Below are 25,373 nucleotides of genomic sequence, written 5' to 3'. Positions count from 1 at the left end.
GTTTGTCCTCTTCAAAATCCGACCCGGTCGGCCCCCTTCAATCCCAGGCGCGCACGCGCCTCGGCCGGAGTGGCCACCGTCAGACCCAACTTTTCAATGATGGTGCGAATGCGCTGTACCTGCTGTGCATTGGACGTCGCCAACTCACCTTTGCCTATGAAAAGGCTGTCTTCCAGACCAACGCGGAGATTGCCGCCGAGAATCGCACTTTGGGTTGCGAACGGCATTTGATGACGGCCCGCCGCCAAAACGGACCACTCATACGCATCGGCACCGAACAGTTCGTTTGCCTTCTTATGAAGATGAAGGAGATTGTCGACGTCTGCACCCATTCCACCCAAGATTCCGAAAACCATCTGGATAAAGAAAGGCGGTTTGATCAGTCCCTGATCAACGAACCATTTTACGGTGTAGAGATGGCCGAGGTCATAACACTCGAATTCGAATTTGGTGCCATGATCACCTCCGAGCGTTTCGATCGCGTAGCGGATTGTCCGGAAGGTGTTCGGAAAGATGAAATCCTCCGTCATTTCCAGGAAGGGGCGCTCCCAGTCGAACTGGAACTCGCGGTATTTCTGGAGCATCGGGAAGATACCGAAATTTATTGACCCCATGTTGAGTGATGCCATCTCAGGACTGGCATTCGTCGCTGCATGGAGCCGTTCATCAATGCTCATTCCCAAACCGCCACCGGTTGAAACGTTCACAACTGCGTCGGTGGCCTGCTTGATGACGGGCAGAAATTGTCTGAAGGTTTCAGGTCTCGGATCCGGCTTACCGGTGTCCGGGTCGCGTGCATGAAGATGAATGATCGATGCTCCAGCCTCCGCGGCCTCAATACTCGCGGTGGCTATTTCTGCAGGTGTGATCGGCAAATACGGCGACATCGACGGCGTATGGATACCGCCTGTTGGAGCGCAGGTTATGATGACAGAGCGCGACACTACAGCTTCATCTGCTGCACTTGTGCAGACAGACCTCCGTCGAGCACCCAAAGCTGACCCGAAGCATAACGTGCCTCGTCGGACGCAAGCCAGGTCACAAGATTGGCGATATCGGTTGGTGTGCCGTATGTGCGTAGCGGATGCACGTCCCGGACAGCCTGCTGCAGCGTTTCAAGGTTTCCACCAGCGCCACCGGATCCTTCACCGTTGAAGAAACTCTGCAACATCGGCGTGTCGATGTAACCCGGACAAATCGCATTAACGCGAATTCCTTCAGGTCCGTGATCGCAGGCCATAGCGCGGGTCAGGGCATGGACTGCACCCTTGGTAGCGCAATAGGCTGCAAGTCCGGGATCGGCGATGAAACCATCATACGATCCGAAATTGATCAGGCTTGCACTCGATCCTCTTCTGGCGGCCTCGCGCATGAGCGGCAACGCATATTTCGAAGTCAGGAACGTCCCTGTCGCGTTAACGGCAAAACTACGGTTCCATTCCTCCAGCGTGGTTTCTTCGATCGTCTTTTCAATTTCGATGCCTGCGGCGTTCACCAGAACATCGAGCTTACCTGCCGCCGCTCGAACAGTCTTCATCGCATCTCTGGCGTCCTGTTCCAGCGTAACATCAAGCTTCAAAAAGGTGCTGCCGTTGTCGGCATCGCCTGACAGCGACCCGCCAGGGGTCAGATCAGCTGCAAAGACACTTGCGCCTTCTTTGATGAAGCGTGCCACAATCGCGCGCCCGATGCCCCCGCGCCCTCCGGTAACAAGGGCCGTCTTGCCGGTCAGCATCATGAGATTGTGTCCTTGTTTGGAGGAAAGCGATATCGGCCGGCAGCAGCGGTCCAGTCCATGTGATTACGCACATACTGCTGACTGGCATCTGTAGGTGGGTCGAAATCCCAGGCTTCACCGGCACCCGCTTCCATCGCTGCATGCAGCGCACGCCGCGCTTTTTGTGTCGCAATCACCTTTGCCCTGAGATCGGTGCTGTCCCACCTTCTTTCGACTTCAACGGCAAAGCTTGCCGCTGCCTCGGCATAGCCGGGTTCGTTCGCTAGGTTCTTCGTCTCAAAAGGATCTTTATTCAGATCGTAAAGCTGGGGCGGGTCGGCGTCGCAATGGATGTATTTGAGTGAGCCCCGCCGGATCATTACGACGGGATAGGGCGTCATTTCTGCGCAATATTCCCCAATCGCCTCGTCGACTGGATCCGGCTCGCCGCGTGCAAGTGGCAGCAAACTGCGGCCGTCGATGGGCATTCCAAGCATGTCTTTTCCGCCGCCGCCAATTTCGAGAAAAGTCGGCAGCAGATCAACCAGGGAACAGGCATTTGCCACACGTCCGTGCACAATGCCGGGTCCGGCCATAACAAGGGGTACGCGCGCGGAATGCTCGAAAAAATTCATCTTGTACCAAAGACCGCGCTCGCCGAGCATATCGCCATGGTCTGCTGTCACGACGACAATGGTGTTGTCGAGTTCCCCGGTTTCTTCAAGTGTTTGAACCAGCAACCCCACTTTGCTGTCGAAATAACTGACATTCGCCATATAGGCGCGACGGGCTTTCCGAACTTCCGCTTCCGTCAACGGGACATAGGATGCCTCGATCCCGTCCATCAGCCGACGTGAGAACGGATCCTGGTCTTTTACGGCAGGCGTGAAATGCGGAAGCGCAATGTCTGTATCGTCATAAAGGTTCCACCACTCCGGTCGTGCCACGTAGGGGTCATGCGGATGGATGAAGCTGGCAACAAGCGCAAATGGCGCATCATTGCCCTGAGCCTTGTCTCTTGCAACATCGAACAGCCAGCGCCGAGCGGCAAAACCAACCTCCTCGTCGTAATCGATTTGAAAGGTCGCTTGGGCAACACCGCTTTCCTTGACGGTCTGCATGTTGTGATACCACTTATCAATCCGCTCATCCGGTGCTTCCCAATCCGGCGTCCAGGCGAAGTCGGCAGGATAGATATCCGTCGTCACTCGGTTTTCGAATCCGTGCATCTGGTCCGGACCGACGAAATGCATCTTCCCAGACAGGCAAGTTCGATATCCAAGAGCCTTCAGGTAGTGAGCAAAGGTTGGGATCGAGGCATTGAATTCAGAAGCATTGTCATAGGCGGCGATCCGGCTGATCAATTGTCCCGACATGAACGCGAAACGCGACGGTGCACAAAGCGGGGAATTGCAATACGCCGCGTCAAACCGCACACCCCGCTCAACGAGTGCGTCCAGATGAGGGGTCTTTGCGATGGGATGCCCGTACGCTCCAGTGAAGTGCGGCGCCAGTTGGTCCGCCATAACCACCACTATGTTGGGACGTTTCACGCAAAACCTCGTGAGTAGGCGTCAAGAACCAGACCGTGAAAATGATGAACGGCATGCTCCGATTTCCCGGATCCTTGGGGATCGTGCACGATGCGCCCTTGCGTGAAAGCCGGTGTGTTCATGCCTCTTTGAACGCTTTCAACGAGACCTATGTCCTCAACCTGAAGCACTTCGTCCAAATAGCGGATGGCATCCAGTTCCATCTCATTCGGTTCCGGGGTCTCAAGAAAGAAGTCGTAGGTCTCCAAAGTGCGGTCCGGCCCCACCGGGATGATATTCAGCACGATCAAACTGGACCGACCGGGATAGCGCATCAGACAGGTAGTCGGCCATAACCACCAAACCGCATGTGTTCGAACGGTTGCATTCGACACATCATATGCCGCGTTGGCGGACTGTCCGGCATCGGCCATATGGCTCGAATAGATGCCATGCGTGGTCACCTTGTAGGTATCCATATCCACCAGGTCGCAAAAGTCCTTGTGGGCTGTCGGGCAGTGGTAACACTCCAGGAAATTGTCGACGACGTTCTTCCAGTTGGATTTAATGTCGTATGTCAGCCGGTGTCCCAGCGTTAGTTTGTCGACATCCGGCGCCCAATGGCGGATCTCAGATTCAAGGTCTCGGGACTGCTCACAAAGTGCCATGGCGGCGGGATCGAGGTTGACGAACACAAAGCCGCAGAATTCTTCGACTTTGACTTGATCCAGGCAAATTTCGTCAACGTGGAATTCATGAAGATTTTCAGTATGCGGTGCGCGGGCGAGCTGGCCGTCCAGTTTGTATACCCAGGCATGGTAGGGGCACATGATCCGAGTTGTCGTGCCTTCTCCCGACAAGAGCTCGTGTGCTCTATGCTTGCAGACATTATAAAACGCCCTAAGGATACTATCGCGTCCACGAACGACTACGACGGGATGGCCTGCGATCTCCGCGGTCACATATGAACCGGGTTCTCGTGTCTTCTCAACATGACATACCCACTGCCAAGTGCGACCGATGATCGTCTTGATGTCCGCTCGAAACCACTCAGCCTCCGTATAAGCTGAAGCAACAAGCGAGTTTGACCGCGCCGGATCTACATCGTAGCCGGTGGTAACATGCGACACAGATGACATGGCAAAAAGTCTCCATCCTAGAGATCCAGTTTGCCGTTGATTTGGAGAGCAAAATTTACTTTTTGGACATTAAATTAACTAAAATAGCCATTCCGCATGAATGTAATTTTCTTGGGTCTGTCGATGGAATCCACATTTGTCTCAAAGACTTGCAGATGCCGATGAAAAGTTGGAGGATTTGCGCCAAAACGGTAACGAGCGCAGACCTCTTGGTGCAATCGGCAACAAGAAGCCGTTGGACCTGATGAGATCAGAACACACAACCTGTCCGTTTTCCGGATTTGTTGCGAAAGCCCGTAGCCTTCATCGGGCGGGGGCGTTGGGTCGCACTCCATACTGAAGCGAGGTCTCATCCGGACAGCAGGATGGCATAGTTGCGGGGGGGGACATTTCTGAAGCCGGAGTTTATCTCAGGATCTTTCCAACTCATTGTACCAGCCAGGCACTCTATGAATTCAAGGAATTACGGCCAGATATTTTCCGATATTCATCGCCAATTTGCGCTGTATGGCGCGGTGACAGGAACCAATCGCCTGTTTTGCAGCAGTTTCTGGAGCTGATCACAGTTGATGCCCCCACTAGCGCAGCTGGGCCCGCCGATCGGAGGTAACATTGCCTAGCAGTGACCCTGGTATTCTGCGGCACGGCACACTCAAAGGGCGTATTTGGCGGAATACAAAACGGCCGGGATTGGTCTCAGTCTGCGCAAAGGCGAGACAAGTCGGTCAGCTGAGCTTCACCGCAGACTCACTTTTTGGTATTTTCGCTGCTCAAGGAACACGGCGCGGATCTCACGAACTGCATTGAACGCGAAGCTAGAACCTGTATTCGGTGACTTGTCGATAGGTGGTGTCAGCGCGCAAAACCGTGTTGGGGAAAGCCGGCTCGTTGGGACTGTTCGGCCAGGCCTGCGCTTCCAGGCAAATGCCGGAACGGGGTGGATATGGAGAGCCTAAATGGCCGGTGTGCTTTCTTGAGAGCTTATAGCCATTATAAAGATGAATACCCGGTTGGGTCGTCCAGAGTTCCATGGATATATCGGCACAAGAAAGCCTTGCCGCTTTTAGCAACTCGCCAGAGCTTTTCCGGTGCAGGCAAAATGTATTGTTGCGGTCGACCTTGCCGAGAAGCCGCTCCTTTCTGAAGTCGAACGACGTGCCTTCTACCCTCGCCACGCTACCCGTCGGCAGCAACGACTTGGATGATGGCAGATAGTAATCGGCATTTATCTGGAGCATGTGCTGCTCGGTGGGGTGCGTCCCTGAAAAGTTGAAATAGGGATGGTGGCAGATGTTGATGATCGTGTCCCGATCGCAAGCAGCTAAGAATGTGAGCCTTAGTGTGGCTGGCTCGGCAATCTCGTAACTTGCGCTCAGGATCAAAGTACCAGGGTATCCCGCGTCTCCATTGTCGCTTTTAACTTCAAGAACGGCCTTTGTTGCCGTCCTTTTGGCCACTTCCCAATGCCGGTTCCAGAGACCATTGGAACCACCATGCAGGTGACCAATTCCTATCTCGTTCTGCTCAAGGCATATTTCCTGATCATTCAGACGAAAGCGGCCATCGGCAATCCGATTGCCGTATCGTCCAATGACAGAACCCATGAATTGTTGGTCAAACGGGTAGATGGAAGGGTCTGCATAGCCAAGGACAAGTGGTGTATCCTTTCCTGTCAGACGCAAATCCGTCAGGCTCGCGCCATAAGTGATGACGTTGGCATGCAAGGACCTGTTGCCAATTGCAATCTCTTGCAATGGCTCAACCATTTTTGGGGAGCCGCCCACCAGTCTCTGCATCGAAAAAATGAAAATCTTCGCCGGCTGCGAACAATGGAACGACATCATGTGCGTTGAACGTGCTGCGCGTTCGGTCCAGAACGTGCATTGGTTGGCCAATGGCATCCACGAACAGCAAAGTCTCTGACCCTGTCGGTTCCACGACCCGAATGTGGGCATTCCCCAGCGAGGTGCCCTGCCCTCCGACGCAGATATGTTCAGGTCGAATGCCGAGTATGATCTTCTGGCCACGGGCCTCGTCTGGTGCAACTTCAGACAGATCGATGGTATATCCAGCCGGCAATTCAAACTGACCCTGCTCAGACAAGTGGCCTTCGATCATGTTCATTGAAGGTGAGCCGATAAAGGAAGCAACAAAGCGCGTCAGCGGATTGTCATACAGCTCCATTGGAGTTCCCGTCTGCTCAACATGACCGTTGTTCATGACCACGATCCTGTCCGCCATCGTCATGGCTTCCACTTGATCGTGGGTAACGTAAACTGTTGTCGTCTTGAAACGCTGATGCAGTTCCTTGATTTCAGAGCGCATCTGTACCCGCAGCTTAGCGTCCAGATTTGAAAGAGGCTCATCGAACAGGAATAGTTTTGGGTTCCGAACAATGGCCCGGCCCATGGCGACCCGCTGACGTTGACCACCAGACAATTGCCCGGGCTTGCGTTCCAAAAGGTGGCTCAGATCCAATACGTCTGCTGCCACGTTGACTTTTTCATCGATTTCACGAGGCTTGACGCCCGCCAGTTTTAGGGAAAACCCCATATTCTTGCGAACCGTCATATGAGGATACAAGGCGTAGGACTGAAACACCATTGCAATATCCCGCGCACGTGGCGGCAAGCGATTGATGACCGAACCATCGATAGCTACCTGGCCCTTTGATATCGACTCAAGGCCAGCGATCATGCGCAGCAGGGTCGTTTTCCCGCACCCAGAAGGCCCGACCAGAATAACAAACTCGCCGTCTTCAATGTCCAGCGATACGCCGTGAATGACCTCAAGCGAAGCGTAGGATTTTCGGACATCTTGTATTTCTATGGATGCCATTTGTCTTTCTTTCGAATTTCACACCAATTCAACGGCTTTTGGCGCCCGTTACTTCCGCAACGGCGTCAAAAAAGGAGCGCTTGGAGGGAGTGTTGATGGCCCAATTCACCGGCACGGACTGATAGCCATCGCGATAGTTGTTGTCGCCCTGGTCGTAGTATCCCCAAGGCGCATATTCCTCGACCGCCGCAAAAAGGTTGGTCACCGCAATTGAATCTTCATTGATCACAACTGGCATGGGGCAGCGTTTGAAGGCCTCTCGCTCACGTGTCCGCCGCACGACTTCGCGAGTGTTGGCCATGTTCATTTCATTGGTATGGACGAGAGCAAAGTCCGAGACCTCTAGAACGTCTTCCGTCGGGATGCCGTTTTGCAGACCATTCGAATCCGAGAGATCCAGCACGCCGTTGTGCCGCATGTGATAGGCGCCGCCGGCAAAGGATGTCGCCACCAATAGTCTGCGCCCATCGAGCGATCTGCTCTTTGCCAGAGCGATCAATTCGTGCACACGACCAGGCATCAGAACGTCATGGGTATAGTGAGGAATGTCAGCCTCGTTGTTGACCTCAACGAGAATGTTTTCGTGGCCGCTTTTTAACAACCAATCGCAAGCATTGATGACACCGCGTTTCACTGCATCTTCGTCAGAAATATATTTGTCCTGCCCAAAATAGTAGAGGCCGACAATGACCACGACGCCAGCACTGTCAGCTGCTTTGAGCAGACGATCCAAGCGATGCAAATAGGCTGATTTCAGATTTCCTTCGGGATCAATCGCCGTGTTGAGCCAAGGTTGTACCGTCTCTGTCTTCGTGATCGGCATACCACCTTGAAGATTGATCGTGACGGCATCGCAGCCATTGGCCTTGTATTCTGGAAGAACCGCGCAGAATTCGTCGAGATTGCGCTCTGGGTCCCAAACCCCGGTGTCGGGATAAACCCATTGATGACGCGTCTCCGGATTTTCATCGTCGAATATCGCCTGGACGACCCTGTTGTTGAACAAAAGGCCCTCGACCTGATGTCCTTTCCAGGTTCTCCCTTTGTGTGTTGGCGTTCCGTCGATTAAGAACTTTTCACCGTCGATTGAAACTCTGGTCATTGAATGCCCGCTAGGATTTGACGGCACCGGCGGTCAAACCGCCAACCAGCCATCGTTGCACGAAGAAGAAAAGCACCAGCGCCGGAATGGTGGACGCAACACACGCGGCCATGAACGCGTTTTGATACTGGCCGGCACCATCTTCAGCGGCAAAGGAACCGATACCCACTTGAATGGTCTGATAGTCCCCTGAAGACAGCAGAAGACTCGCCCACAGGAAATCGTTCCAGGCGTTGAGGAAAGTGAACACGGTCACGGCGGCGATACCCGGCAGGCAAATCGGCAAAATCACTCGCCAAAACGCGCCGAAATATGTGCAGCCATCCATCATTGCCGCCTGCTCCAGTTCCGGTGGGCAGGCAGATTGGAAGTACCCTCTCAACAGAAGAACCGCATAGGGGATTGAGAAGCCGACATAGGCAAAAATCAAACCTCCATATGTGTTCAACAGCCCCATTTCCTGAACCAGAAAATAGACAGGAAAAACACGTGTAATCGGAGGTATCAGCTGCGTGAGAAGCAACGTAACCAGAATGAGCGTCGCGCCTGGGAACTTAAAGCGGGCAAGGACGTAGGCTGCCATGCAGGACACGACACTTGCGATGACGGCTGCAACCGAAGAGACGAGAAGAGAATTTCCGATATACCGCATCAACGGGATGATCTGATTGGCAATCAGATAAGGGTCGAATGACGGTGATGCAGCCCAGAACTTGGGCGGAATGGCGTTCACCTCCGCCGTTGTTTGAAGTGAACTCTTCACCATCCAGAAGATGGGCAGCAAAATAAAAATTAACATCGAAGCCAGCGCGACAAATATCGCCAGGCGGGTGATCCAGTCACCGAGCCTTACGGAGTTTGCCTGCGATTGCGGTGCAATTGCTGAAGAGGCAACACTCATGACCGGTTGTCCTTGGATTGAGCCCAAAGATAGAAGACGGAGATGATTGAACACATCACCAGCACGATGCCGCCCGCTGCAGCCGCCTTGCCGTATCGCAAGAACTGAAAGCCTTCCTGATAGGTCCAGACCGCAAGGACATTCGTCAGATTTCGTGGGCCACCCCCGGTCATGATGTAATTCATCTCAAAATGCCCAAATCCTCCCAGAAAAAGCAGCGCAAAGAGAACCATCAAGACAGGCCGCAACATAGGCAAGGTCACGTACCGAAACTTTGCCCAGACCCCTCCACCGTCCATTTCGGCCGCCTCGTAAAGGCTTTTAGGAATGGACTGCAAGCCAGCCAGAAGAAAGATGATGATGATCGGCAGGCCGTTCCAACAGCGAACTGCGACAATTGAAAGCATGGGAATGCTGAACGGTCCGATCGTGTCACTATCAGTCAGGAAGCGAATTTTGCGCTCAATTATTCCTGCATCCAGGAGCATACTGTTGATCGGGCTCGTATTTGTCTCCAGAAGCCATAGCCAAATGGCAGAAGCGACAACAGGCGGTACAAACCAGGGACTGAGAATGACAGTCCGGAGCACAGAACGGCCGCGAAAGTCTGCGTTGATGACCTGGGCAAGAAAGAGGCCCATCAACACCGAAATACCAACAGCCAAAACTGTAAAGATCACGGTCTGCAAAACAGTCTGCAGAAACTTGTCGTTCGCCAGGATTTGGCGATAGTTGTCGAAACCGACCCATTCGGTCCCTTTCGACTGAACCGTAAGGAGGTCGTAAGACTGAAATGAAATCAACATCGTATCGACCATCGGGTAGACGCCGAGGACTATCGTGATCAATAGCGCCGGCGCGACCATCACGTAACAGAAGACGTTTTTTTCGTTCATATCGGAGTGTTGGGTCTAGCTGTCCAGGCAAGGAATGCGTGCATTCCAAGACGATCCAGATGGAAAGAAAAGGCGATCTGTCCCCCTACTGGAGAAGGGGGACAGATGCCCGGGAGGGCTGGAGCGCATTACCGATCCAGCTGAGCCTGCATCAACTCTTGAGCCGTCGTGATCGCAGCATCCATATCTTGCTGCTCAATGACAACGGAGTAGATCATGTCATAGAGGATACCGCCGGGCTCGGAGGTGGAAATGGCCGACCATGCCGGTGCCGGATGCTGGGACGTGTGAGCATCTTCTAGCGCCTCGGCCACAACGCGTTTGTACGGTCGATCACTCCAAAAATCCGTTGCCATAACTGCAGGTTTGGTCGCGACGGTTCCGGCCGCCTGGGACAATTTCAGCATGTTCTCGTCCCTGGACAGGTAAGCGAGCCAGTCGACGCATTGCTCAACCTTTTCAGAACCTCGCAGGACGCCAAGGTATCCCGCTCCAGAAAAACTTGCCCGATTGGCAGGTCCAGCTGCACTTCGCGAAAAGGACCACTTCCCGTCTACTTCCGGATTTTCGGTTTCCAAGCGGTTGCCCCACGCCTGCTCAGCGCTTCCGATCATCGCAACCTTGCCGGCAACAAACGCAGGTCGGGCTTTGTACCCTTTCTCGAATGCATCTGGATCGGCAACCTTATGAACATTGACCATGTCGTGCATGAAGGTCAGCGCTTTGCGCATTGCGTCATTGTCGATTGTCGCTGTTTTCCCGTCGTCGGTCATGAATTCGCCGCCGGCCTGCCAGTACAACGGCATTAGCCAATCGACGACCTTGGCCGCTGACCCAAAGCTGTAGCCCCAGGTTTCAACCTCGCCGTTGTCACTGCGTTTTGTCATCTTCCTGGCGGCTTCAATCACCTCGTCCCAGTTTTCCGGCGGCTGGGTCACGCCGGCTTCTGCCGCTATGTCTGTGCGATAAAGCTGTGCGCGAATGTCGCCTCGCCACGGAATTCCATAAAAGTCTCCGCGCCAGGTCGAGATCCTGCAATGCACCTTCATAAAAGTCTTCGACCGAAAACTTGGACTTGAAATCATTGATCGGCATCGGACCGAATTTATCTCCGCCGATAGCGGAAAAGGAATGGAGCCACCACATGTCGGCACAATCAGGCGCAGCACCACCTTGGGCGACTGCCAGCCAGGTTTTGCGTGAGGAAGACCAAGGCACGATCTCGTGGTTCACCTTGACCCCGGTTTCGGCTTCGTAGGCTTCTGTCAGCTCTTTGATCGCAGCAGTCCACTTGATCTGGTCACCATAAGTTTGCGTCCAGAACTCTATGCTTTCAGCGCCAGCTGGAGCCGCTGCCAGAAAGCTGGCTGATAGCGCCAGTACAGCTGTGGTCAGTTTCAGCTTTTCCATGGTGTCATTCCTCCATTTCACCAGAAAGGCCGCCTACGCAAGTGTGAAGCGTGCCTAGTTCCCCTCTTCGTCGGCAATTCTGCGGCGAAGCAATTCTATGGTTTTTCGGATGTGTTGGATCATCAGACGCTCTGCCTGGTCGGGATCCTTGGCTTCCAGCGCATCGATGATTGCCAGGTGCTCAGGATGAGTTTCCTCTGGCGAGCGCAAAATGCCTTGCGACAGGGACATGCTCATGATGGCATGAACAGAATCCAGCATTTTGGTAAGGTTGCCCTGCGTGACGAGCTTGGTCAGATAGGTATGAAACTCGACGTCGGCATCACGATAGGCTTGCGTGTCGCCGGTTTCGACAGCCGGTTGTGCCGCAGTGATGACAGAACGCAGATATAAGATATGTTTCTGCTCTATCGTCGGTGCCAGCAACCGGCAGATGAGACCTTCCAAGACGGCCCGCACTTCAAACAAATCCACGATCTGGCGTGTTCCGAATTCAGCCACATATGCTTCGCTGCGCGACGTCATCCGAACAAAGTCTTCGCCTTCCAGTTTTGCGATCGCACTGCGAAGCGGTGTGCGACTGACACCAAGGCGTTCCGACAGGTCTTCCTGGACCAGCTTTTCTCCGGAAACCAGATCACCAGACAGGATCATCTCGCGCAGCTGGAGATAGACTTCGTCTTCAAGGGTATTGGTATTTGACCTAGTCCGCATGTAGCTCTTCCTTTTGCAAGTAACCAAGGTGCGGAAATCTCAAACCTTTTTTGCACATCATGCCAACCCCAATTGTGAGCGGGCATAAGTGACACTTCGGGCAAGCCAGACGGCCTCTTTGGATCGCGCCTCACTCAAATCCGGATATCCTGGAAGCCAATGCTCGAGAATTACGCTCATCTCATCAGGGTAGTCGGCCGCGCCTAGTACGGCTGCGCAGTCTGTCCGGCCATCGCCCAAGGGGCATCCCAGAATTCGAAATCCGACGCCATAGGGATCCGGTTCAATCACGTAATCCTTGAGATGGAGATTGATGGTATGAGCCGCTAACCGACCTACGGTCTCGGCAGGCCATTCGCCGGCGCAAATCGAATTTGCAACATCAAGACAAACGCCGACTTGCGGGTCATCTATCCGGCGAAGGAGCGCAACAAGACGATCGGAGGGAAAATCGAAATGATTTTCAACGGCGATCTTGATCCTCTTGGCTCTTGCAAGCGGTAAGAGCGAAACGAATTCCGCTGCAAGGGCATCCAGTGGCTTTTCATTGTCTGGACCATCGAGGGCCACACGAAGAATGGGAGCGCCAATTTTCTCGCCGATCTCGAGATAATTGCGTACCTGCTCAACATCGAAGGACTGTGTTCCGAGCTCAAGCGTCACACCAGCGACGCGTGCACGAGAAACCAAGTCACCGAGTTCGGCGTTCGACAGCTTGTGAAGAGGCAAGTTGTCAGCAAATTGGACAACGGACAGACCGTGACCGATTGCGACCTCCAGAACATCCAATGCACTCATAGGCACATCAGGAACCTGGTCTTTATGTCCAATTGACCAGCGAAATGCGTATGTTCCAAGACCCAGTCTCACAGCAACCCCCTGATGAGGTCACGGTAAGCTTGTGCAGGCACGCCCGAAGCTTGCGCGGCAAAGAGTGTTTTCTCTCCGATCTTGTCGAGCAGCTTCTCAAGATTTTCCATAATTTCAAACGTCGCGGCAATGGCCTCCGCGTTGTCACCAGAACGCGTGAACACGTCATAGGCAACCCAACCGTCGTAGCCGATGCGACGCATATAATGGAGCGTCTCGAGCGTTTGCCAAAGATGAACGGAAGCCGGAAGCATGTCCCAGTCGGCTCCGCGGTCGTTGTCGTTGAAATGGACGTAAAACAGACGGCCTGCTTCGCTGGCTATAGCCAATTCGGCTGCTGGACACTCACCTGCGATGAGTGCATGGCCGACATCCATGGTGACACCAATGTTTTCGGCACCCACCCTCTCACATAAATGAAGCGTCTTTCCCATAGAAGGCAGGATGATGTGGTTCTTGCTTTCAAACGCCTTGTATTCGATGCTTAGTTTGACATCACTTCGGTGATGCGCCGCTTCTGAAAAGGCATCTATTGCCCATCGCCATTGTTGAATGTGGTCGGCCTGAAAACTGAAATCCCAGCCATCGATGAGCGGACAAACGGTGATCATGTTCGCGCCGAGTTCGACGGACATGTCCATAGCCCTCTTCAGATATGCAACCGTTTCTCTGCGAATTCCGGGATCGCGGTGAGTGAAGGACCCTTCTCTGAATTTGTCTTCAGTTTTGATGTTGACGTTTACGGCCGAGACAGCCAGGCCGCTGTCCTGCATTGCCTTAAGACCAGCGCCATCTGAACCAAGATCCTGCGGATAGACGGGCTCAACGCCGTTGGTGCGCGGAATGGACTTGGCAATTTCAAGGCGCTCTTCAAATGAACGGTCGACCTGATACTGATGAAATCTATCCCGGTATCCGCCGATTGTTCCCAGCAAGATCGAATTTTTGTAAGCCAATTTCCCCGCCCTGCTAACGCTTCCTCGCCAAAAATCGACGACTGGAATTCATTTTGTATTCTCTGTATACAGTGGACTCATAAAATACGATACGCAAGCACTTTTTGTGATTGGCTCTTCAAAGAAGCTCTGGTTCGGTTCGTTTGGAGAGGTCATAAGGACGAAAACAAAGGAGCTGCAAACAGGCTGTGGCTTCGCCAAATTCATTTTTGTGCTGAAATGAAAAACTCAAATCTATGCGCGTGAACAGAGAGTTGGATCAAATGAAACGTTGGACGACAATCGAATGCAAAGGCGAGCCTCATTGCAGGCATGAAAACGGCTTTGCTGCCCATGACGGCAAGCTCTATCTTTTTGGTGGCCGCCGGGTCCAACCCGTCGATATCTTCGACCCTGAGACCAATGAATGGACTTCAGCGTCAGCACCGCCCATGGAAATCCATCATTTCCAACCCGTCATATTTGGAAATGAAATTTGGCTGCTCGGAACTATGACGGGCGAATTCCCCCGGGAAACTCCTCTCGACAAGGTTCTGATCTACACGCCCGCCACCGATGACTGGTCTTTCGGACCTGAAATTCCTGCGTCACGCCGCCGTGGAGCGGCAGGATGTGTTTTGCACAACGATGGGTGGATCTACCTGGTTGGAGGCATTGTCGACGGACATCACTCAGGAACGCAATGCTGGTTCGACCGTATGGATCCGTCGACAGGCAGATGGGAGATCTTGCCTGACGCCCCGAACAAGCGTGACCATGCGCCCTGCGCCATCTTGAACAACAAGTTGTATTTTTTGGAGGCAGAGAAACAGGCCGACACAATGGGCAGGACTATGATGCCTTGTTCGGCGACACAATTGCCGATGTCGACGTGTTTGATTTCGAACACCAGACCTGGTCAGTGCATCCAGAACCACTGCCAATCCAAACCGCCGCCGGTGGTGCTGCTTCTCACGGTAACAGGATTTATTACGTTGGAGGTGAAGCCCTTCGCAAGGAGGCATTCACCGATATGCAAATCTTCGATCGCAATGACGATCATTGGTCACCCGGCCCAGCTCTCAACCGCGGTCGACATGGAACAAACTGTTGCATTCATGACGGCAAGATCTGGATTGCAGCAGGAAGCGGCGCACGAGGAGGTTCTCCGGAGTTAACCAGTCTGGAATGTATTGAAGTGCCTAAATGAAACTCTTGTTCTTACTCGAACCGATGACCCCAAGGCGGATCGACAGTTGGCGGGACGATGTGCTGCGATTGTCAGCTGGCGCATTCTTCTGGCAGGGAGGTGCACCCAGAAACTGATAGAAACCCTGAAAGGCAATCGAAGGTAAGGATCGGCCAAGGCAGCAGGACCCCGTTTTCGAGCCTGTAATTTCTGAAGTTGCACGTTTAGCACTCTGCAAATAAAGCTGGAGGATGCAGCTTCAGTGCCTAACTCGAAAACTGGCTGATCCTCCCTCTTTGAAATGGTCGAACGTCATCGGCTACGCTAAATAAAGGCCATGAAGCATTGGACCGGCGTTTCACAAACATGATACCCGTTTTGGAAACCGGAACGGGGCAACATTCGGTATCGATTGACACGGGATCGCCTTGATCCGTTGTTCAAGAACGGCCTTGTCAGTGCAACGGACCTGCTTTGGCGGCTTTCAGTTCAGACTTCATCTCGATTTTTGGAACCTCCTTTGTCAACGGCTCCCAATTCTTCGACACTTTGAACGATTTTCTCGCTTTCAGAAACACAGGCCTCAACCACCAAGTTGAGACGGTCTTTCAGGGGGTTCTCGTCATTGGCGAACAATCCCCATGCGTAGCTTATCTTCGCTGACAAGGGCCGGATCGACACACCTTCCACAGGCACGCCGAGCGCGGTCACCGGATCACATAGGGCAATACCCAGCCCCGCCCGCGCAGCCATTGCAGCACTTAGGGATGAGTTGGTGGCGATTTCTGAGGAGGGTTTGATGCTTTCTTCTCTGAAGGCACGATTGATGGCGTCGCGAATACCGTAGCCGTTGCAGATCGTTGCCATCCTTTCGCGCGCAAACACCGAGAGCGGAATCGGCTCATCAACGTCGTAGCGGCTCCCCTTTCTGACCACGGCGACAACCAGAGACTCAAACCGTGCAAGGCATTTCAAGCGGTCGTGCTCACTCGGATAGGCTGAGAACCCGAGATCGGCCGTACGCTGACGAAGCGCGTGCAGAACCCGTTCCGAAGTTGTCGTTTCGACATGAACAAAGTCGGGCAACACATCGACGATCCGCGACAGTACCGGTCCGACCAGTCCTGAGGACATTGTCGGGGTTGCGACGATATCGATGGCGGCTAACCTTTCGTCCCTGATCGCATGTGCCCGCTCCGTTAGTTGCGATAGGTTGGCCATAACACGCTGGGATTCTTCAAAAAATTGGATACCCTTCTCAGTGGGCGAAATTTTCGGGCCGTTCCGCTCGAACAACGCAAATCCTACGCGCGCCTCCAGGTCCCTTACCATTCTCGTAACGGCTGGCTGACTTACCGACAGTCTCTGCGCGGCAGCCGTCATGGACCCATAGCGGACCACGGCAGCAAAAGCTTCCATTGAGCGAATGTCAGGCCGCCCATTATTCATTGTTGACATATTAGAGAACCTATCATTACGGTAAGCTATCATTGACACGTTAGTATGCAAAAATAGCATAGCAAGCTACTATGCGATCGGTAAGGGGACCGGCGCAATGACACTTGGATTTGTGAACGCGGTTATTGGGAGCACGTTCGGTCAGGCTGAGATCCGCATGGGTTCTTCTGCTCTGAAGACCGGCAGCTTTTCGGATACGGACGGCTCAGTCTGCCATGCTTCTCCTCGACGGCCGTGCAAACCAAATAATTCCGACCCGGATCGAAGTGTGATCCTGCCAATGATCGTCGGTTCCAAAGAATTTCCTGGGTGGCATGCAAGATGACCAAAACACTGTCTTCTATAGACTCGCAAGGCTTGGCAGCGCTCGAGGCACGTCTCAAGGATGATCTCGATCTGCTCTGCTACCCCTCCAAGGACTGGATACCACGAAGAGACAATGTGACAGACGTCGTCATCATCGGTGGTGGCATGTGCGGAATGGTCGCCTGGCTGGCTCTGAGGACGGGTGGAGTTCACAATTTGCGCGTCCTGGACCGGGCCGCCAAAGGCAACGAAGGACCCTGGCTGGGATATGCGCGCATGGAAACCCTTCGGTCCCCCAAGTTTCTCACCGGCCCCGCCTTCGGACATGGCTCCCTGACGTTTCAGGCATGGTTCCGTGCCCAGTTCGGGACAGAAGACTGGAACCAACTGGACAAGATCCCGCGCACGATGTGGATGGACTACCTTTGCTGGTATCGCAAGGTCCTAGATATCCCGATCGAAAACGGCGTTTCCGTCGACCATGTAGAACCCGAGGGAGACTTGTTGAGACTGACGGTTTCGGGCGCGGAAACGGGCATCATTCTGACCCGCAAGCTGATCTTTGCAACGGGCCGCGACGGAACCGGCGGCCCGAATATTCCGGGGTTCATCAAGGGGCTGCCGGAGCATCTTTGGGCACATAGTGCGGACGAAATCGACTTTGCCGCGCTGAAGGACAAGCGCGTCGCCGTTATCGGTGTCGGCGCGTCAGCGGTCGACAATTCGGCAGAAGCACTGGAACACGGCGCAGCCGAAGTGCGTCATCTGGTTCGCCGCAAGGAGATGCCGACAATCAACAAGATGATGGGTATCGGCAGCTATGGATTTACCGCCGGTTATGCCGCGTTGCCTGACGAATGGCGATGGCGTTTCATGCAATACAGTTTTGCAACGCAAACTCCTTCTCCGCGCGGGTCCACATTGCGGGTCAGCCGTCACCCGAACGCCTACTTTCATTTCGACAAGGCGACGACGCGGATCGATCAATCCGGCGACGGCACACTCATCCACTTTGCGGACGGCACGTCCTATCAGGCAGACTTCGTCATCCTTGGGACCGGATTTGTCATTGACCCCATGGCGCGGACGGAATTTGGCGAAACGGCAGCGGAGATCCTCCTTTGGCATGACGTATACACACCACCTGCAGGTGAAGAGTCTGCCGATCTGGGGCGTTTTCCCTATCTGAATTCCGATTTCACCTTCAGGGAAAAGAACCCAGGCAAGGCTCCGTGGCTGAAAAACGTCTACTGCTTCAACTACGGCGCATCGGCCAGCCTCGGCAAGGTGAGCGGCGACATTCCCGGCATTAGTGATGGTGCCGCCTGGCTGTCCCGTGCCGTTGCGGCCGCGCTCTACGGCGAGGATATCGAGGTGCACTGGCAGGGGATGCAGGACTACGACATGCCGGAACTTCTTGGCGATGAATGGCAACCGACCGAGCTGCCGGTCGAAGTAAGGTCAAGGGAGAGCGAGGCGGTATGAATGTCTCTGACCTGACGGTTCTGAACCAAGCCGGAGTTACACCGGACAGCACTTTGTCCGGGGTGGTGTCGATGCGCGGCAACATCATCGGAATGACGCAAGCCGCTGAGGTGGCCGTTTTACGCCCGAAAGAAACAGGAGCCTTTCCCCACGACCTTCGCGCAGCAATCGCCGCGCGCGTCGCGCGCCTCGCCGGAGATGAAACGTTGGCTGCCTATTATGTGTCTGACGCCGGACAATACGCGGCCTTGGCGGTGCCTGGAGAACCGGACATGCAGCATGAAGAATTGGCTGTGGTTTTGTCATTTGTCGACAAGATTGCAAACCAGACCCGGGACGCCGCCGGTGATGATATTTCCGGGCTGCAGGCAGCAGGCATTGCCGACGCCGATATCGTTAGGCTCTGCGAATTGGTTGCTTTCCTGGCTTTTCAGATACGTGTGATTTCCGGTTTGCGCCTGATGAATGGGAAAAACAAGTGACCCGCATCGTCCACAAATTCACCCGCAGAGTGCCCGAATGGCGCCCGCGTCTGGAGCCGGTGAAACTGGAAGAAGCCACTCGTGAGCAGCTCGATGCCCTCAAGGTGACCCCTTCCAACACCAAGGTGTCGGACTACGTCCTGACCCTTGCCCACGATGTCGAAAGCCTTTCGGTTCGCTCCCCGCTGTTCAACGCGATCATGTACGATCGTGGCGGCATGTCGCGGGAAGAACGCGAACTCGGTGCATTAGCGGCATCTATGGTCAATCGCTGCATCTATTGCGCCGCGGTTCATGCGGACCGTCATGCGAAACTGGCGAAAGACAACTCCGTGACCGACGAGCTGTTCGCTAACGGCGATAAGGCCGATCTCAGCCCGAGAAACAGGGCGATTTTCGATTTCGCACGCAAGGCCGCTGAGGCACCACCTTCCGCCGGCCCGGAAGATATCGACAAACTGTCGAGGGCGGGCCTCTCTGATGAAGAGATTTTCGATCTGATCCTGTCGTCCTCTTTGTTCGGCTGGGCAAATCGCCTGATGCATGTCTTGGGCGACCCGGTGGGCCGAAAGGAGACCGTATGAAAGATCCCATGCACATAGGCATTGCAGGGGCAGGCTCAATTGCTTGCGGCACGGCAGCGCTTTTGTACAGAAACAAGCATCTTCCGACACTCTGGTCACCCTCTGGAAAGAGCACGAACGCGTTCGAAACCGACCCCTTGCAGGCTCACGGGGTGCTCGAAGAGGAGTTTACGCCTGCTATTGCCCATTCGGCACAGGAGCTGGTCGAGGCGAGCGATGCACTGATCATCGCCCTGCCAGCAACCGGGCACAAGAACGTCATGGATGCGCTGGCACCCCATATTCGCGAGGGTCAGCACGTCATCATCTCGTCCCATGCGTCCTTCGGTGCGATCTACCTTGCGCAGGCTTTGGCGGCACGCGGCGTGAGCGCTCCCATCACCGCTTGGGGCACGACGATCGTCTCCGGCCGCCGCCAGGAAGAACACAGAGTGCGCGTCAACACCATACGCAACCGGGTTGATCTGTGTACCGTGCCCGCGTCTGGTACGGATGATGGACTGGCCCTGTGCCAGAGTTTGTTCGGTGATCGCTTCATGCCACGCGATGGCCTGTTGGCCATATTGCTGTCAAATCTCAATCCGCAGAACCACCTCGGGATCGCCCTTTGCAACATTACCCGGATGGAGCGAGGGGAGGACTGGAGCCAGGGCCTGAACGTCACGCCGAAGGTGGGACGATTGCTGGAGAAACTTGACCTTGAACGTCTTGCAATCGCTAAGGCGCTGGACCTAAAGGTCAAAACCATCTTCGAACACTTCCACCAGAGCTTCCACGTACCAGTCGGAACCATTTCCGAAATGAACCAGCAGATGCACACGCATGGTTATGGTGGCCTCGGCCCTGCGACGGCGGACAGCCGTTACGTGACCGAGGATGTTCCCTACGGACTTCAGGTCACTGTTGTTCTGGGCCGGCTGGTAGACAGGCCCGCCACGTTACACGAGGCCGGTATTAAGCTATTTTCAGCAATGTATGACCGGGATTTCGCGCTCGAAAACGAATTCCTCCATGCGTTGGAATTGGAAAGCTTCAGCCTTTGCGACTTGCAGCATGCGTCCCTTACCGGGGTGCTGCATAGACCATCCACACCACAAACTTAACAAAAAGGATGGACCAAACTTAACCGACTAGGAGACGCTAAGATGACCAAACTTACCATTAATCGCCGACGCTTTCTGGGAACCGCTGCCGTTGGCGCGGCAACTCTGGCCAGCCCAGCCTATCTTCGCCGAGCAAGCGCCTCTGGCGGTGAAGTGAACATCTGGACGTACAACGACTTTGTTCCCGAGGCTTTCAAGAAGCAGTTCGAGGCGGACACCGGGATCAAGGTGAACATTCGCCTGGTTGATGACCAGGGCAAGCAGTTCAACCTGCTCGCTGCCGAAGCACCCAATCCCACAGTGGACATCATGACCGTGGCAGGTCACCGTTTCCTCCAGTTCATAGACAGCGACCTGCTTGCCCCGCTCGACACCGGACGGCTGAGCAACTGGGGGAACATCAATCCCACATTCTCCGAAAGCGACTGGTCCACGATCAATGGGCACAAGTGGGGTGCGCCGATCCTTTCCGGCATGGAAGTGCTCGCTTACAACACCGAGCTCGTCACCCCCGAGGAAGCCAGAAGCTGGGACGTTCTGTTTTCGGAAAAGTACAAGGGCCAGACCGCCTATATCATCCAGGACATGATGTCGATCATCATGCTCAAGATGGGTTATGACGGCAATATGGTTGCTTATCTCGACGACCCGGAAAAAGCAGCTGCGATTGTCGAGGAGGCCAAGGCGTTCCTGATCGAGAAGAAACCGCTTGTCAGAAAATACTATGACAGCGGAGCCGAAGTGCAGCAGATGTTCATCAACCAGGACATTGCGCTCGGGCACAGCTGGAACGGTCCTGCCGCGGCACTGATCAACGATGGTTTCCCGCTGGCCATGACCATACCGCAAGAGGGCTCCTACGGCTTTGTCTACACCTACAACATAGCCAACAACGCCCCCAATTCGGACAATGCCTACATCTTCCTGGACGCCATCCTGGCCTCTCCGGAAATCGGTGCGTCGATGACCAAGGCGTCCGGCTTCATCTCCACCTACAAGGACGCGTCGAACTACCTGACGGACCTTGAAAAGAAATCAACCTCGTTCTCGGACGACGAACTTGAGAACCTGCAGTTCTTCCGCGCCGAGGCGAACGAGATGAAGTACGGGCTTGTCGATCCGGCGGTTGAAGCCATCAAAGCGGCCTGAGCCGTTGCTCTGACGAGCAAAAAGGCCTTGTCCGCCAAGGAGGCGGACAAGGCAATCAAGGCAAATTGGGGGAATTCTGGCATGAGCGATGAAGTCGCTCCACGCACTGGACGTGGCCCTGACACTTCGGAAAGAAAACATCTGACGTTCTGGGGTGCGTTGTCAGGCTGGAAGCCGTATCGGCTGATTATCGGGATTGCAACCGCATCACCGCGCCGCCAGTTCCTGATCCTTGCTGCCTTTCCGTTGCTTTGGGTTCTGACCCAGCACCTTGGACCAATGCTGCAAATGCTTCGGGTGAGCTTTACCGATGCCTATCCGGTTGCACCCGGTGTCGAGCAGCATTTCACTCTGGACAACTATGCGCGTTTCTTCGGCGATTATATTTTCTGGCAGCCGTTCTTCCGCACGCTCATCTTTGCCAGCGTCTTCACCTTTTGCACTTTGATCCTGACCTACCCCGTCGCCTATTTTCTGGCGCGTCACGTCAGCCGCAAAAACCAGATGTTGATGCTTCTTTTGTTGTTGATCCCGTTCTGGGTCGGCGAAATCGTCCGCACCTATGCGATCATGATCCTTCTTGGAAATACCGGAGCGGTGAACCAGTTGCTCAAGTGGCTGAGCCTGATCGATCGGCCCATCCCGTTCATGTACACCAGCTTTTCCATGGGCGTCGGGATCGTCTACCTGACAGCGCTCTACATGCTGTTACCGCTCTATTCGGCGCTGGAGAAACTTCCCAGAAGTTACAACGAAGCCGCTGCCGACCTCGGCGCTTCGGCCTGGACCCGTTTTCGAAGGGTCACCCTTCCTCTCACGCTGGAAGGTATCTCATCGGGATGTACACTGGTGTTCCTGATATCGACCGGGTTTTATGCAACTCCGGTTCTGCTCGGTGGCCCCTCGACAACCGTGTTTGCTGAAACGATTGCCGGGTTCTTTCATGTCGCAGGCGATGAGTGGCCGACAGGTGCCGCCTTTGCGACAATCATGTTCCTTGCCGCGATAATCCTGACCGGTGTCTTCCAGAAACTGATGAACTCTCTTCGCAAAGGAGACAAGAATTGAACCGGGGTAACCGCATTCTTCTGTCTTGCGTCTACTGGGCCTTTGTTCTCTACGTCTTCGTCCCGCTGGTCCTGATGATTGTCATGGGCTTCAAGGACAGCAAGTTTATCGGTTTTCCGATCCGCTCGTGGACACTCGATTGGTATACCGGTGTCTTCGACGATGCGGCCGTACCGTCGGCATTTGTCTATTCGGTCGTCATTGCAGTTCTCGCGACAATCATCTCCGTTTTCGTCGGAACCTGGATTGCGGTGCTCCTGGAAGGCAGAAAGTTCCTGGGCCGGACCGCAATCTTCGGTTTGACCGTTCTGCCTGCACTCGTGCCTGGCATCATTTCCGCCATTGCATTCCGGATCTATGCCAGGTGGCTCGGCATCGAACCTGGAATGGGCGCTATTGTTTGGGCGCACGCGGTTCACAACGTACCATTCGTGGCCCTGGTGGTGATGGCCCGGCTGTCGACACTACCAAAAAGCCAGATTGAAGCGGCGCGAGACCTCGGCGCTGACCCCATCATAGCCTTTTTACGGATCACCCTGCCCTATCTTGTACCTGCCATCCTGGGTGCCAGCATCTTCTGCCTGTTGCTCAGCTTCGACGATTTCGTCCGTTCCTTCTTCCTGGGAGGATACGATCCGACCCTGCCGGTTCTGATTTTCGCCAAACTCAGATCCGGCATGTCACCGGAAATCAATGCCATTGCGACAATCGCCCTGATCCTCACAGCGGCAATCGGCATATGGGCCGAACGATTCACCCGCCGTATGAACAAGGAGTCTTGAAATGACTGAAACAAATCCCCTTGTTCGCATCGAGGGCGTCACCAAGAAATTCGGTGAGACGGTCGCCCTTGACAATTTGACGCTTGATATCGCCCGGGGTGAATTCGTTACCTTCCTCGGCCCGTCCGGTTGCGGCAAATCCACGACACTCAGAATTCTAGGGGGCTTTGAGCGGCCGACATCCGGCCGCGTCATCCTGGATGATCTGGACGTCACGCGACAGCCGCCGGAGAAGCGGCATGTGAACATGGTGTTTCAGGACTATGCCTTGTTTCCACATATGACCGTACGCCAGAACATCTCTTTCGGCCTTGAACTAAAAGGTATGAACAAGACTGATATCCGCCTCCGGCAAGACGAAATAATGTCATTTCTGGAACTGGAAAACTATGGAAACCGCTATCCTGGGCAACTGTCTGGGGGGCAGCGACAGCGGGTGGCGCTGGCCCGGGCGCTTGCTCCAGATCCCGCCCTTCTTTTGCTCGATGAGCCGCTGGCAGCACTCGACGCGAAACTCCGCGGTCAGGTTCAGCAAGAACTCAAGGCGATCCAGCGGCGAACCGACAAGACCTTCTTCTTCGTGACCCATGACCAGGAGGAAGCTCTGACGATGTCGGATCGCATTGTGGTCATGAACCATGGGCGCGTTGAACAGGACGGCACACCCGAGGAACTTTATTTCCATCCCGCGACCAGGTTTGTCGCTGAATTCATCGGAGAGACGAACCTTCTGACTTGCAAGATGCGCGGTCAAGATGGCGATGCGATTGTGATGGACTGGTTTGGCCAAACGTTAAAAGGTCAATCGCAAGGCCATATTCCCCAGGTTGGCGATACGATCACGGCATCTGTCCGGCTGGAAAAACTCGCCTTCCATACAGCCCGGCCAGAGCACTCAAATGCTGTAAGGGGAACCGTTGTCGGCAAGACTTTTCTTGGTAGCCGCATGTCGGTCGACCTGATGGTCGAAGAAGCGCAGGGTGCAAAGCTCCGCGCCTTCGTTGATGCGGATGTCGGTCAATCGGTCGGCTCCGAACCGGTTTGGATAGGATGGGACAGTGAAAGCATGGCCGTGCTTCGCACCTAATACCAACCTCAACAAATAAGAACCTAGGACCACACCAATGTCCGTCATCTGCAAATCTGCAATGGTTGGCTGTGAACCGTTTCCGGTCTGCGGAACTTACGACGGGAACCCGTCGGTCCACGAATTGCATCGGAAGCGCACAGCTTCAGGGAAATTTAGCCGCAGGTAGTGCCTCGGAAATCGATGCCGAACTTCGATCTTCGGGCATGATAGGATCTAGGCCGTGGACTCATAAAATCCCAGCCATAAGCGGAATGCCGCAAGCTTGATGAAGGCAAGGAAGTTTGCTGCCAGCTAGTCGTATCGCGTAGCAATTCGTCTGCAGTGTTTGATGCGATTGTAGCAGGTCGTATACGGCCCATAGCGTTTGGGCAGGTCACGCCACGGTGCTCCTGACAGGAGTACCCAGAAGATGCCATTGAGGACACGCCTGTCATACACACGAAGCACGTCTCGGGACTTGCTAGGCAGGACAGGTGAAATCAACTGCCATTCAGTGTCGGTAAGTGCATATCTCATGTTCAAGGCTCCTTTTCTGAGCTTGAATCACGTCGACATGCCAGAGTTCAATGTCTGCTTTGCCCCCTATTTGCTGACCTAATCCACAAGATCGACTGACTACTTCG

24 protein-coding genes and 1 pseudogene are annotated in these 25,373 nt (G+C 54.4%); 9 read left to right on the top strand and 16 right to left on the bottom strand.

Annotation, left to right across the window (positions count from 1 at the left end):
• Positions 1–11: 11 nt before the first annotated feature.
• From kce to ACZ1HV_RS22280, 14 genes are all read right to left on the bottom strand, one after another.
• Complete coding sequence (gene kce, locus ACZ1HV_RS22345; RefSeq protein ID WP_472716353.1) at positions 12–944, bottom strand: 3,5-dioxohexanoate:acetyl-CoA acetone transferase; 933 nt, start codon at positions 942–944, stop codon at positions 12–14.
• Positions 944–1,738 carry an SDR family NAD(P)-dependent oxidoreductase gene (locus ACZ1HV_RS22340; RefSeq protein ID WP_472716352.1) on the bottom strand — a complete coding sequence of 265 codons (795 nt, stop codon included), beginning with the start codon at positions 1,736–1,738 and terminating at the stop codon, positions 944–946. Before ACZ1HV_RS22340 ends, kce begins: the two co-directional genes overlap by 1 nt.
• Positions 1,735–3,270 carry a choline-sulfatase gene (betC, locus tag ACZ1HV_RS22335; RefSeq protein ID WP_472716351.1) on the bottom strand — a complete coding sequence of 512 codons (1,536 nt, stop codon included), beginning with the start codon at positions 3,268–3,270 and terminating at the stop codon, positions 1,735–1,737. The genes ACZ1HV_RS22340 and betC overlap by 4 nt, the downstream gene beginning before the upstream one ends.
• Positions 3,267–4,388: an aromatic ring-hydroxylating oxygenase subunit alpha gene (locus ACZ1HV_RS22330; protein WP_472716350.1), complete on the bottom strand. Its 1,122-nt coding sequence runs from the start codon at positions 4,386–4,388 to the stop codon at positions 3,267–3,269. Before ACZ1HV_RS22330 ends, betC begins: the two co-directional genes overlap by 4 nt.
• An 815-nt stretch (positions 4,389–5,203) precedes the next feature.
• Positions 5,204–6,154, bottom strand: a complete 951-nt coding sequence (locus tag ACZ1HV_RS22325; RefSeq protein ID WP_472716349.1) for an aldose epimerase family protein — start codon at positions 6,152–6,154, stop codon at positions 5,204–5,206.
• The gene (locus tag ACZ1HV_RS22320; RefSeq protein ID WP_472716348.1) at positions 6,147–7,226 is read right to left on the bottom strand and encodes an ABC transporter ATP-binding protein; all 1,080 of its coding nucleotides are present in this window, start codon (positions 7,224–7,226) and stop codon (positions 6,147–6,149) included. Before ACZ1HV_RS22320 ends, ACZ1HV_RS22325 begins: the two co-directional genes overlap by 8 nt.
• A 28-nt stretch (positions 7,227–7,254) precedes the next feature.
• The gene (locus ACZ1HV_RS22315) at positions 7,255–8,328 is read right to left on the bottom strand and encodes a hypothetical protein (RefSeq protein WP_472716347.1); all 1,074 of its coding nucleotides are present in this window, start codon (positions 8,326–8,328) and stop codon (positions 7,255–7,257) included.
• Between the two features lie 10 nt (positions 8,329–8,338).
• A complete protein-coding gene (locus ACZ1HV_RS22310; protein ID WP_298812800.1) occupies positions 8,339–9,229 on the bottom strand; it encodes a carbohydrate ABC transporter permease in 891 nt (296 codons plus the stop codon).
• Positions 9,226–10,125 (bottom strand): carbohydrate ABC transporter permease, encoded by a 900-nt coding sequence (locus ACZ1HV_RS22305; protein ID WP_472716346.1) that lies wholly within the window; start codon positions 10,123–10,125, stop codon positions 9,226–9,228. The genes ACZ1HV_RS22310 and ACZ1HV_RS22305 overlap by 4 nt, the downstream gene beginning before the upstream one ends.
• A gap of 128 nt (positions 10,126–10,253) precedes the next feature.
• A complete protein-coding gene (locus ACZ1HV_RS22300) occupies positions 10,254–11,108 on the bottom strand; it encodes an extracellular solute-binding protein (protein ID WP_472718491.1) in 855 nt (284 codons plus the stop codon).
• The gene (locus ACZ1HV_RS22295; RefSeq protein ID WP_472716345.1) at positions 11,026–11,535 is read right to left on the bottom strand and encodes a hypothetical protein; all 510 of its coding nucleotides are present in this window, start codon (positions 11,533–11,535) and stop codon (positions 11,026–11,028) included. Before ACZ1HV_RS22295 ends, ACZ1HV_RS22300 begins: the two co-directional genes overlap by 83 nt.
• A 54-nt stretch (positions 11,536–11,589) precedes the next feature.
• On the bottom strand, positions 11,590–12,249 hold the full coding sequence (locus ACZ1HV_RS22290; RefSeq protein ID WP_298812807.1) for a GntR family transcriptional regulator: 660 nt from the start codon (positions 12,247–12,249) through the stop codon (positions 11,590–11,592).
• A 57-nt stretch (positions 12,250–12,306) separates the two neighbouring features.
• Positions 12,307–13,119 carry a sugar phosphate isomerase/epimerase family protein gene (locus ACZ1HV_RS22285; protein WP_472716344.1) on the bottom strand — a complete coding sequence of 271 codons (813 nt, stop codon included), beginning with the start codon at positions 13,117–13,119 and terminating at the stop codon, positions 12,307–12,309.
• Positions 13,116–14,075 carry a sugar phosphate isomerase/epimerase family protein gene (locus ACZ1HV_RS22280; RefSeq protein WP_472716343.1) on the bottom strand — a complete coding sequence of 320 codons (960 nt, stop codon included), beginning with the start codon at positions 14,073–14,075 and terminating at the stop codon, positions 13,116–13,118. Before ACZ1HV_RS22280 ends, ACZ1HV_RS22285 begins: the two co-directional genes overlap by 4 nt.
• A gap of 263 nt (positions 14,076–14,338) precedes the next feature.
• Here ACZ1HV_RS22280 and ACZ1HV_RS22275 point away from each other — a divergent pair, with 263 nt between their 5' ends.
• Positions 14,339–15,232: a Kelch repeat-containing protein gene (locus tag ACZ1HV_RS22275; protein WP_472716342.1), complete on the top strand. Its 894-nt coding sequence runs from the start codon at positions 14,339–14,341 to the stop codon at positions 15,230–15,232.
• Between the two features lie 500 nt (positions 15,233–15,732).
• On the opposite strand, the gene ACZ1HV_RS22270 is transcribed toward ACZ1HV_RS22275, so the two are convergent.
• Positions 15,733–16,701, bottom strand: coding sequence for a LysR family transcriptional regulator (locus ACZ1HV_RS22270; RefSeq protein WP_472716341.1), 969 nt, complete (start codon positions 16,699–16,701; stop codon positions 15,733–15,735).
• Positions 16,702–17,022: 321 nt separating this feature from the next.
• On the opposite strand from ACZ1HV_RS22270, the gene ACZ1HV_RS22265 reads away from it, so the two are divergent.
• The 8 genes from ACZ1HV_RS22265 (at position 17,023) to ACZ1HV_RS22230 (ending at position 24,747) form a co-directional block, all read left to right on the top strand.
• Positions 17,023–18,492, top strand: a complete 1,470-nt coding sequence (locus tag ACZ1HV_RS22265) for an NAD(P)-binding domain-containing protein (protein WP_298812821.1) — start codon at positions 17,023–17,025, stop codon at positions 18,490–18,492.
• Positions 18,489–18,974 carry a hypothetical protein gene (locus tag ACZ1HV_RS22260; protein ID WP_472716340.1) on the top strand — a complete coding sequence of 162 codons (486 nt, stop codon included), beginning with the start codon at positions 18,489–18,491 and terminating at the stop codon, positions 18,972–18,974. The genes ACZ1HV_RS22265 and ACZ1HV_RS22260 overlap by 4 nt, the downstream gene beginning before the upstream one ends.
• Positions 18,971–19,558 (top strand): peroxidase-related enzyme, encoded by a 588-nt coding sequence (locus ACZ1HV_RS22255; RefSeq protein WP_472716339.1) that lies wholly within the window; start codon positions 18,971–18,973, stop codon positions 19,556–19,558. Before ACZ1HV_RS22260 ends, ACZ1HV_RS22255 begins: the two co-directional genes overlap by 4 nt.
• Positions 19,559–19,566: 8 nt before the next feature.
• Positions 19,567–20,661: an NAD/NADP octopine/nopaline dehydrogenase family protein gene (locus ACZ1HV_RS22250; protein ID WP_472718490.1), complete on the top strand. Its 1,095-nt coding sequence runs from the start codon at positions 19,567–19,569 to the stop codon at positions 20,659–20,661.
• A 42-nt stretch (positions 20,662–20,703) separates the two neighbouring features.
• Positions 20,704–21,810, top strand: coding sequence for an ABC transporter substrate-binding protein (locus tag ACZ1HV_RS22245; RefSeq protein ID WP_298961566.1), 1,107 nt, complete (start codon positions 20,704–20,706; stop codon positions 21,808–21,810).
• Positions 21,811–21,891: 81 nt separating this feature from the next.
• Positions 21,892–22,878, top strand: coding sequence for an ABC transporter permease (locus tag ACZ1HV_RS22240; protein ID WP_298985549.1), 987 nt, complete (start codon positions 21,892–21,894; stop codon positions 22,876–22,878).
• The gene (locus ACZ1HV_RS22235; protein ID WP_298812832.1) at positions 22,875–23,660 is read left to right on the top strand and encodes an ABC transporter permease; all 786 of its coding nucleotides are present in this window, start codon (positions 22,875–22,877) and stop codon (positions 23,658–23,660) included. Before ACZ1HV_RS22240 ends, ACZ1HV_RS22235 begins: the two co-directional genes overlap by 4 nt.
• Position 23,661: 1 nt before the next feature.
• Positions 23,662–24,747 (top strand): ABC transporter ATP-binding protein, encoded by a 1,086-nt coding sequence (locus ACZ1HV_RS22230; RefSeq protein ID WP_298961563.1) that lies wholly within the window; start codon positions 23,662–23,664, stop codon positions 24,745–24,747.
• A gap of 315 nt (positions 24,748–25,062) precedes the next feature.
• Here ACZ1HV_RS22230 and ACZ1HV_RS22225 read toward each other — a convergent pair.
• Positions 25,063–25,266, bottom strand: a pseudogene (locus ACZ1HV_RS22225) (transposase); the annotation flags it as partial.
• Between the last annotated feature and the right edge of the window lie 107 nt (positions 25,267–25,373).

Source organism: Roseibium sp. JB4-4, assembly GCF_055693425.1.
The sequence above is the reverse complement of the archived record's forward strand: the minus strand, read 5'-3'. Positions and strand labels throughout refer to the sequence as shown.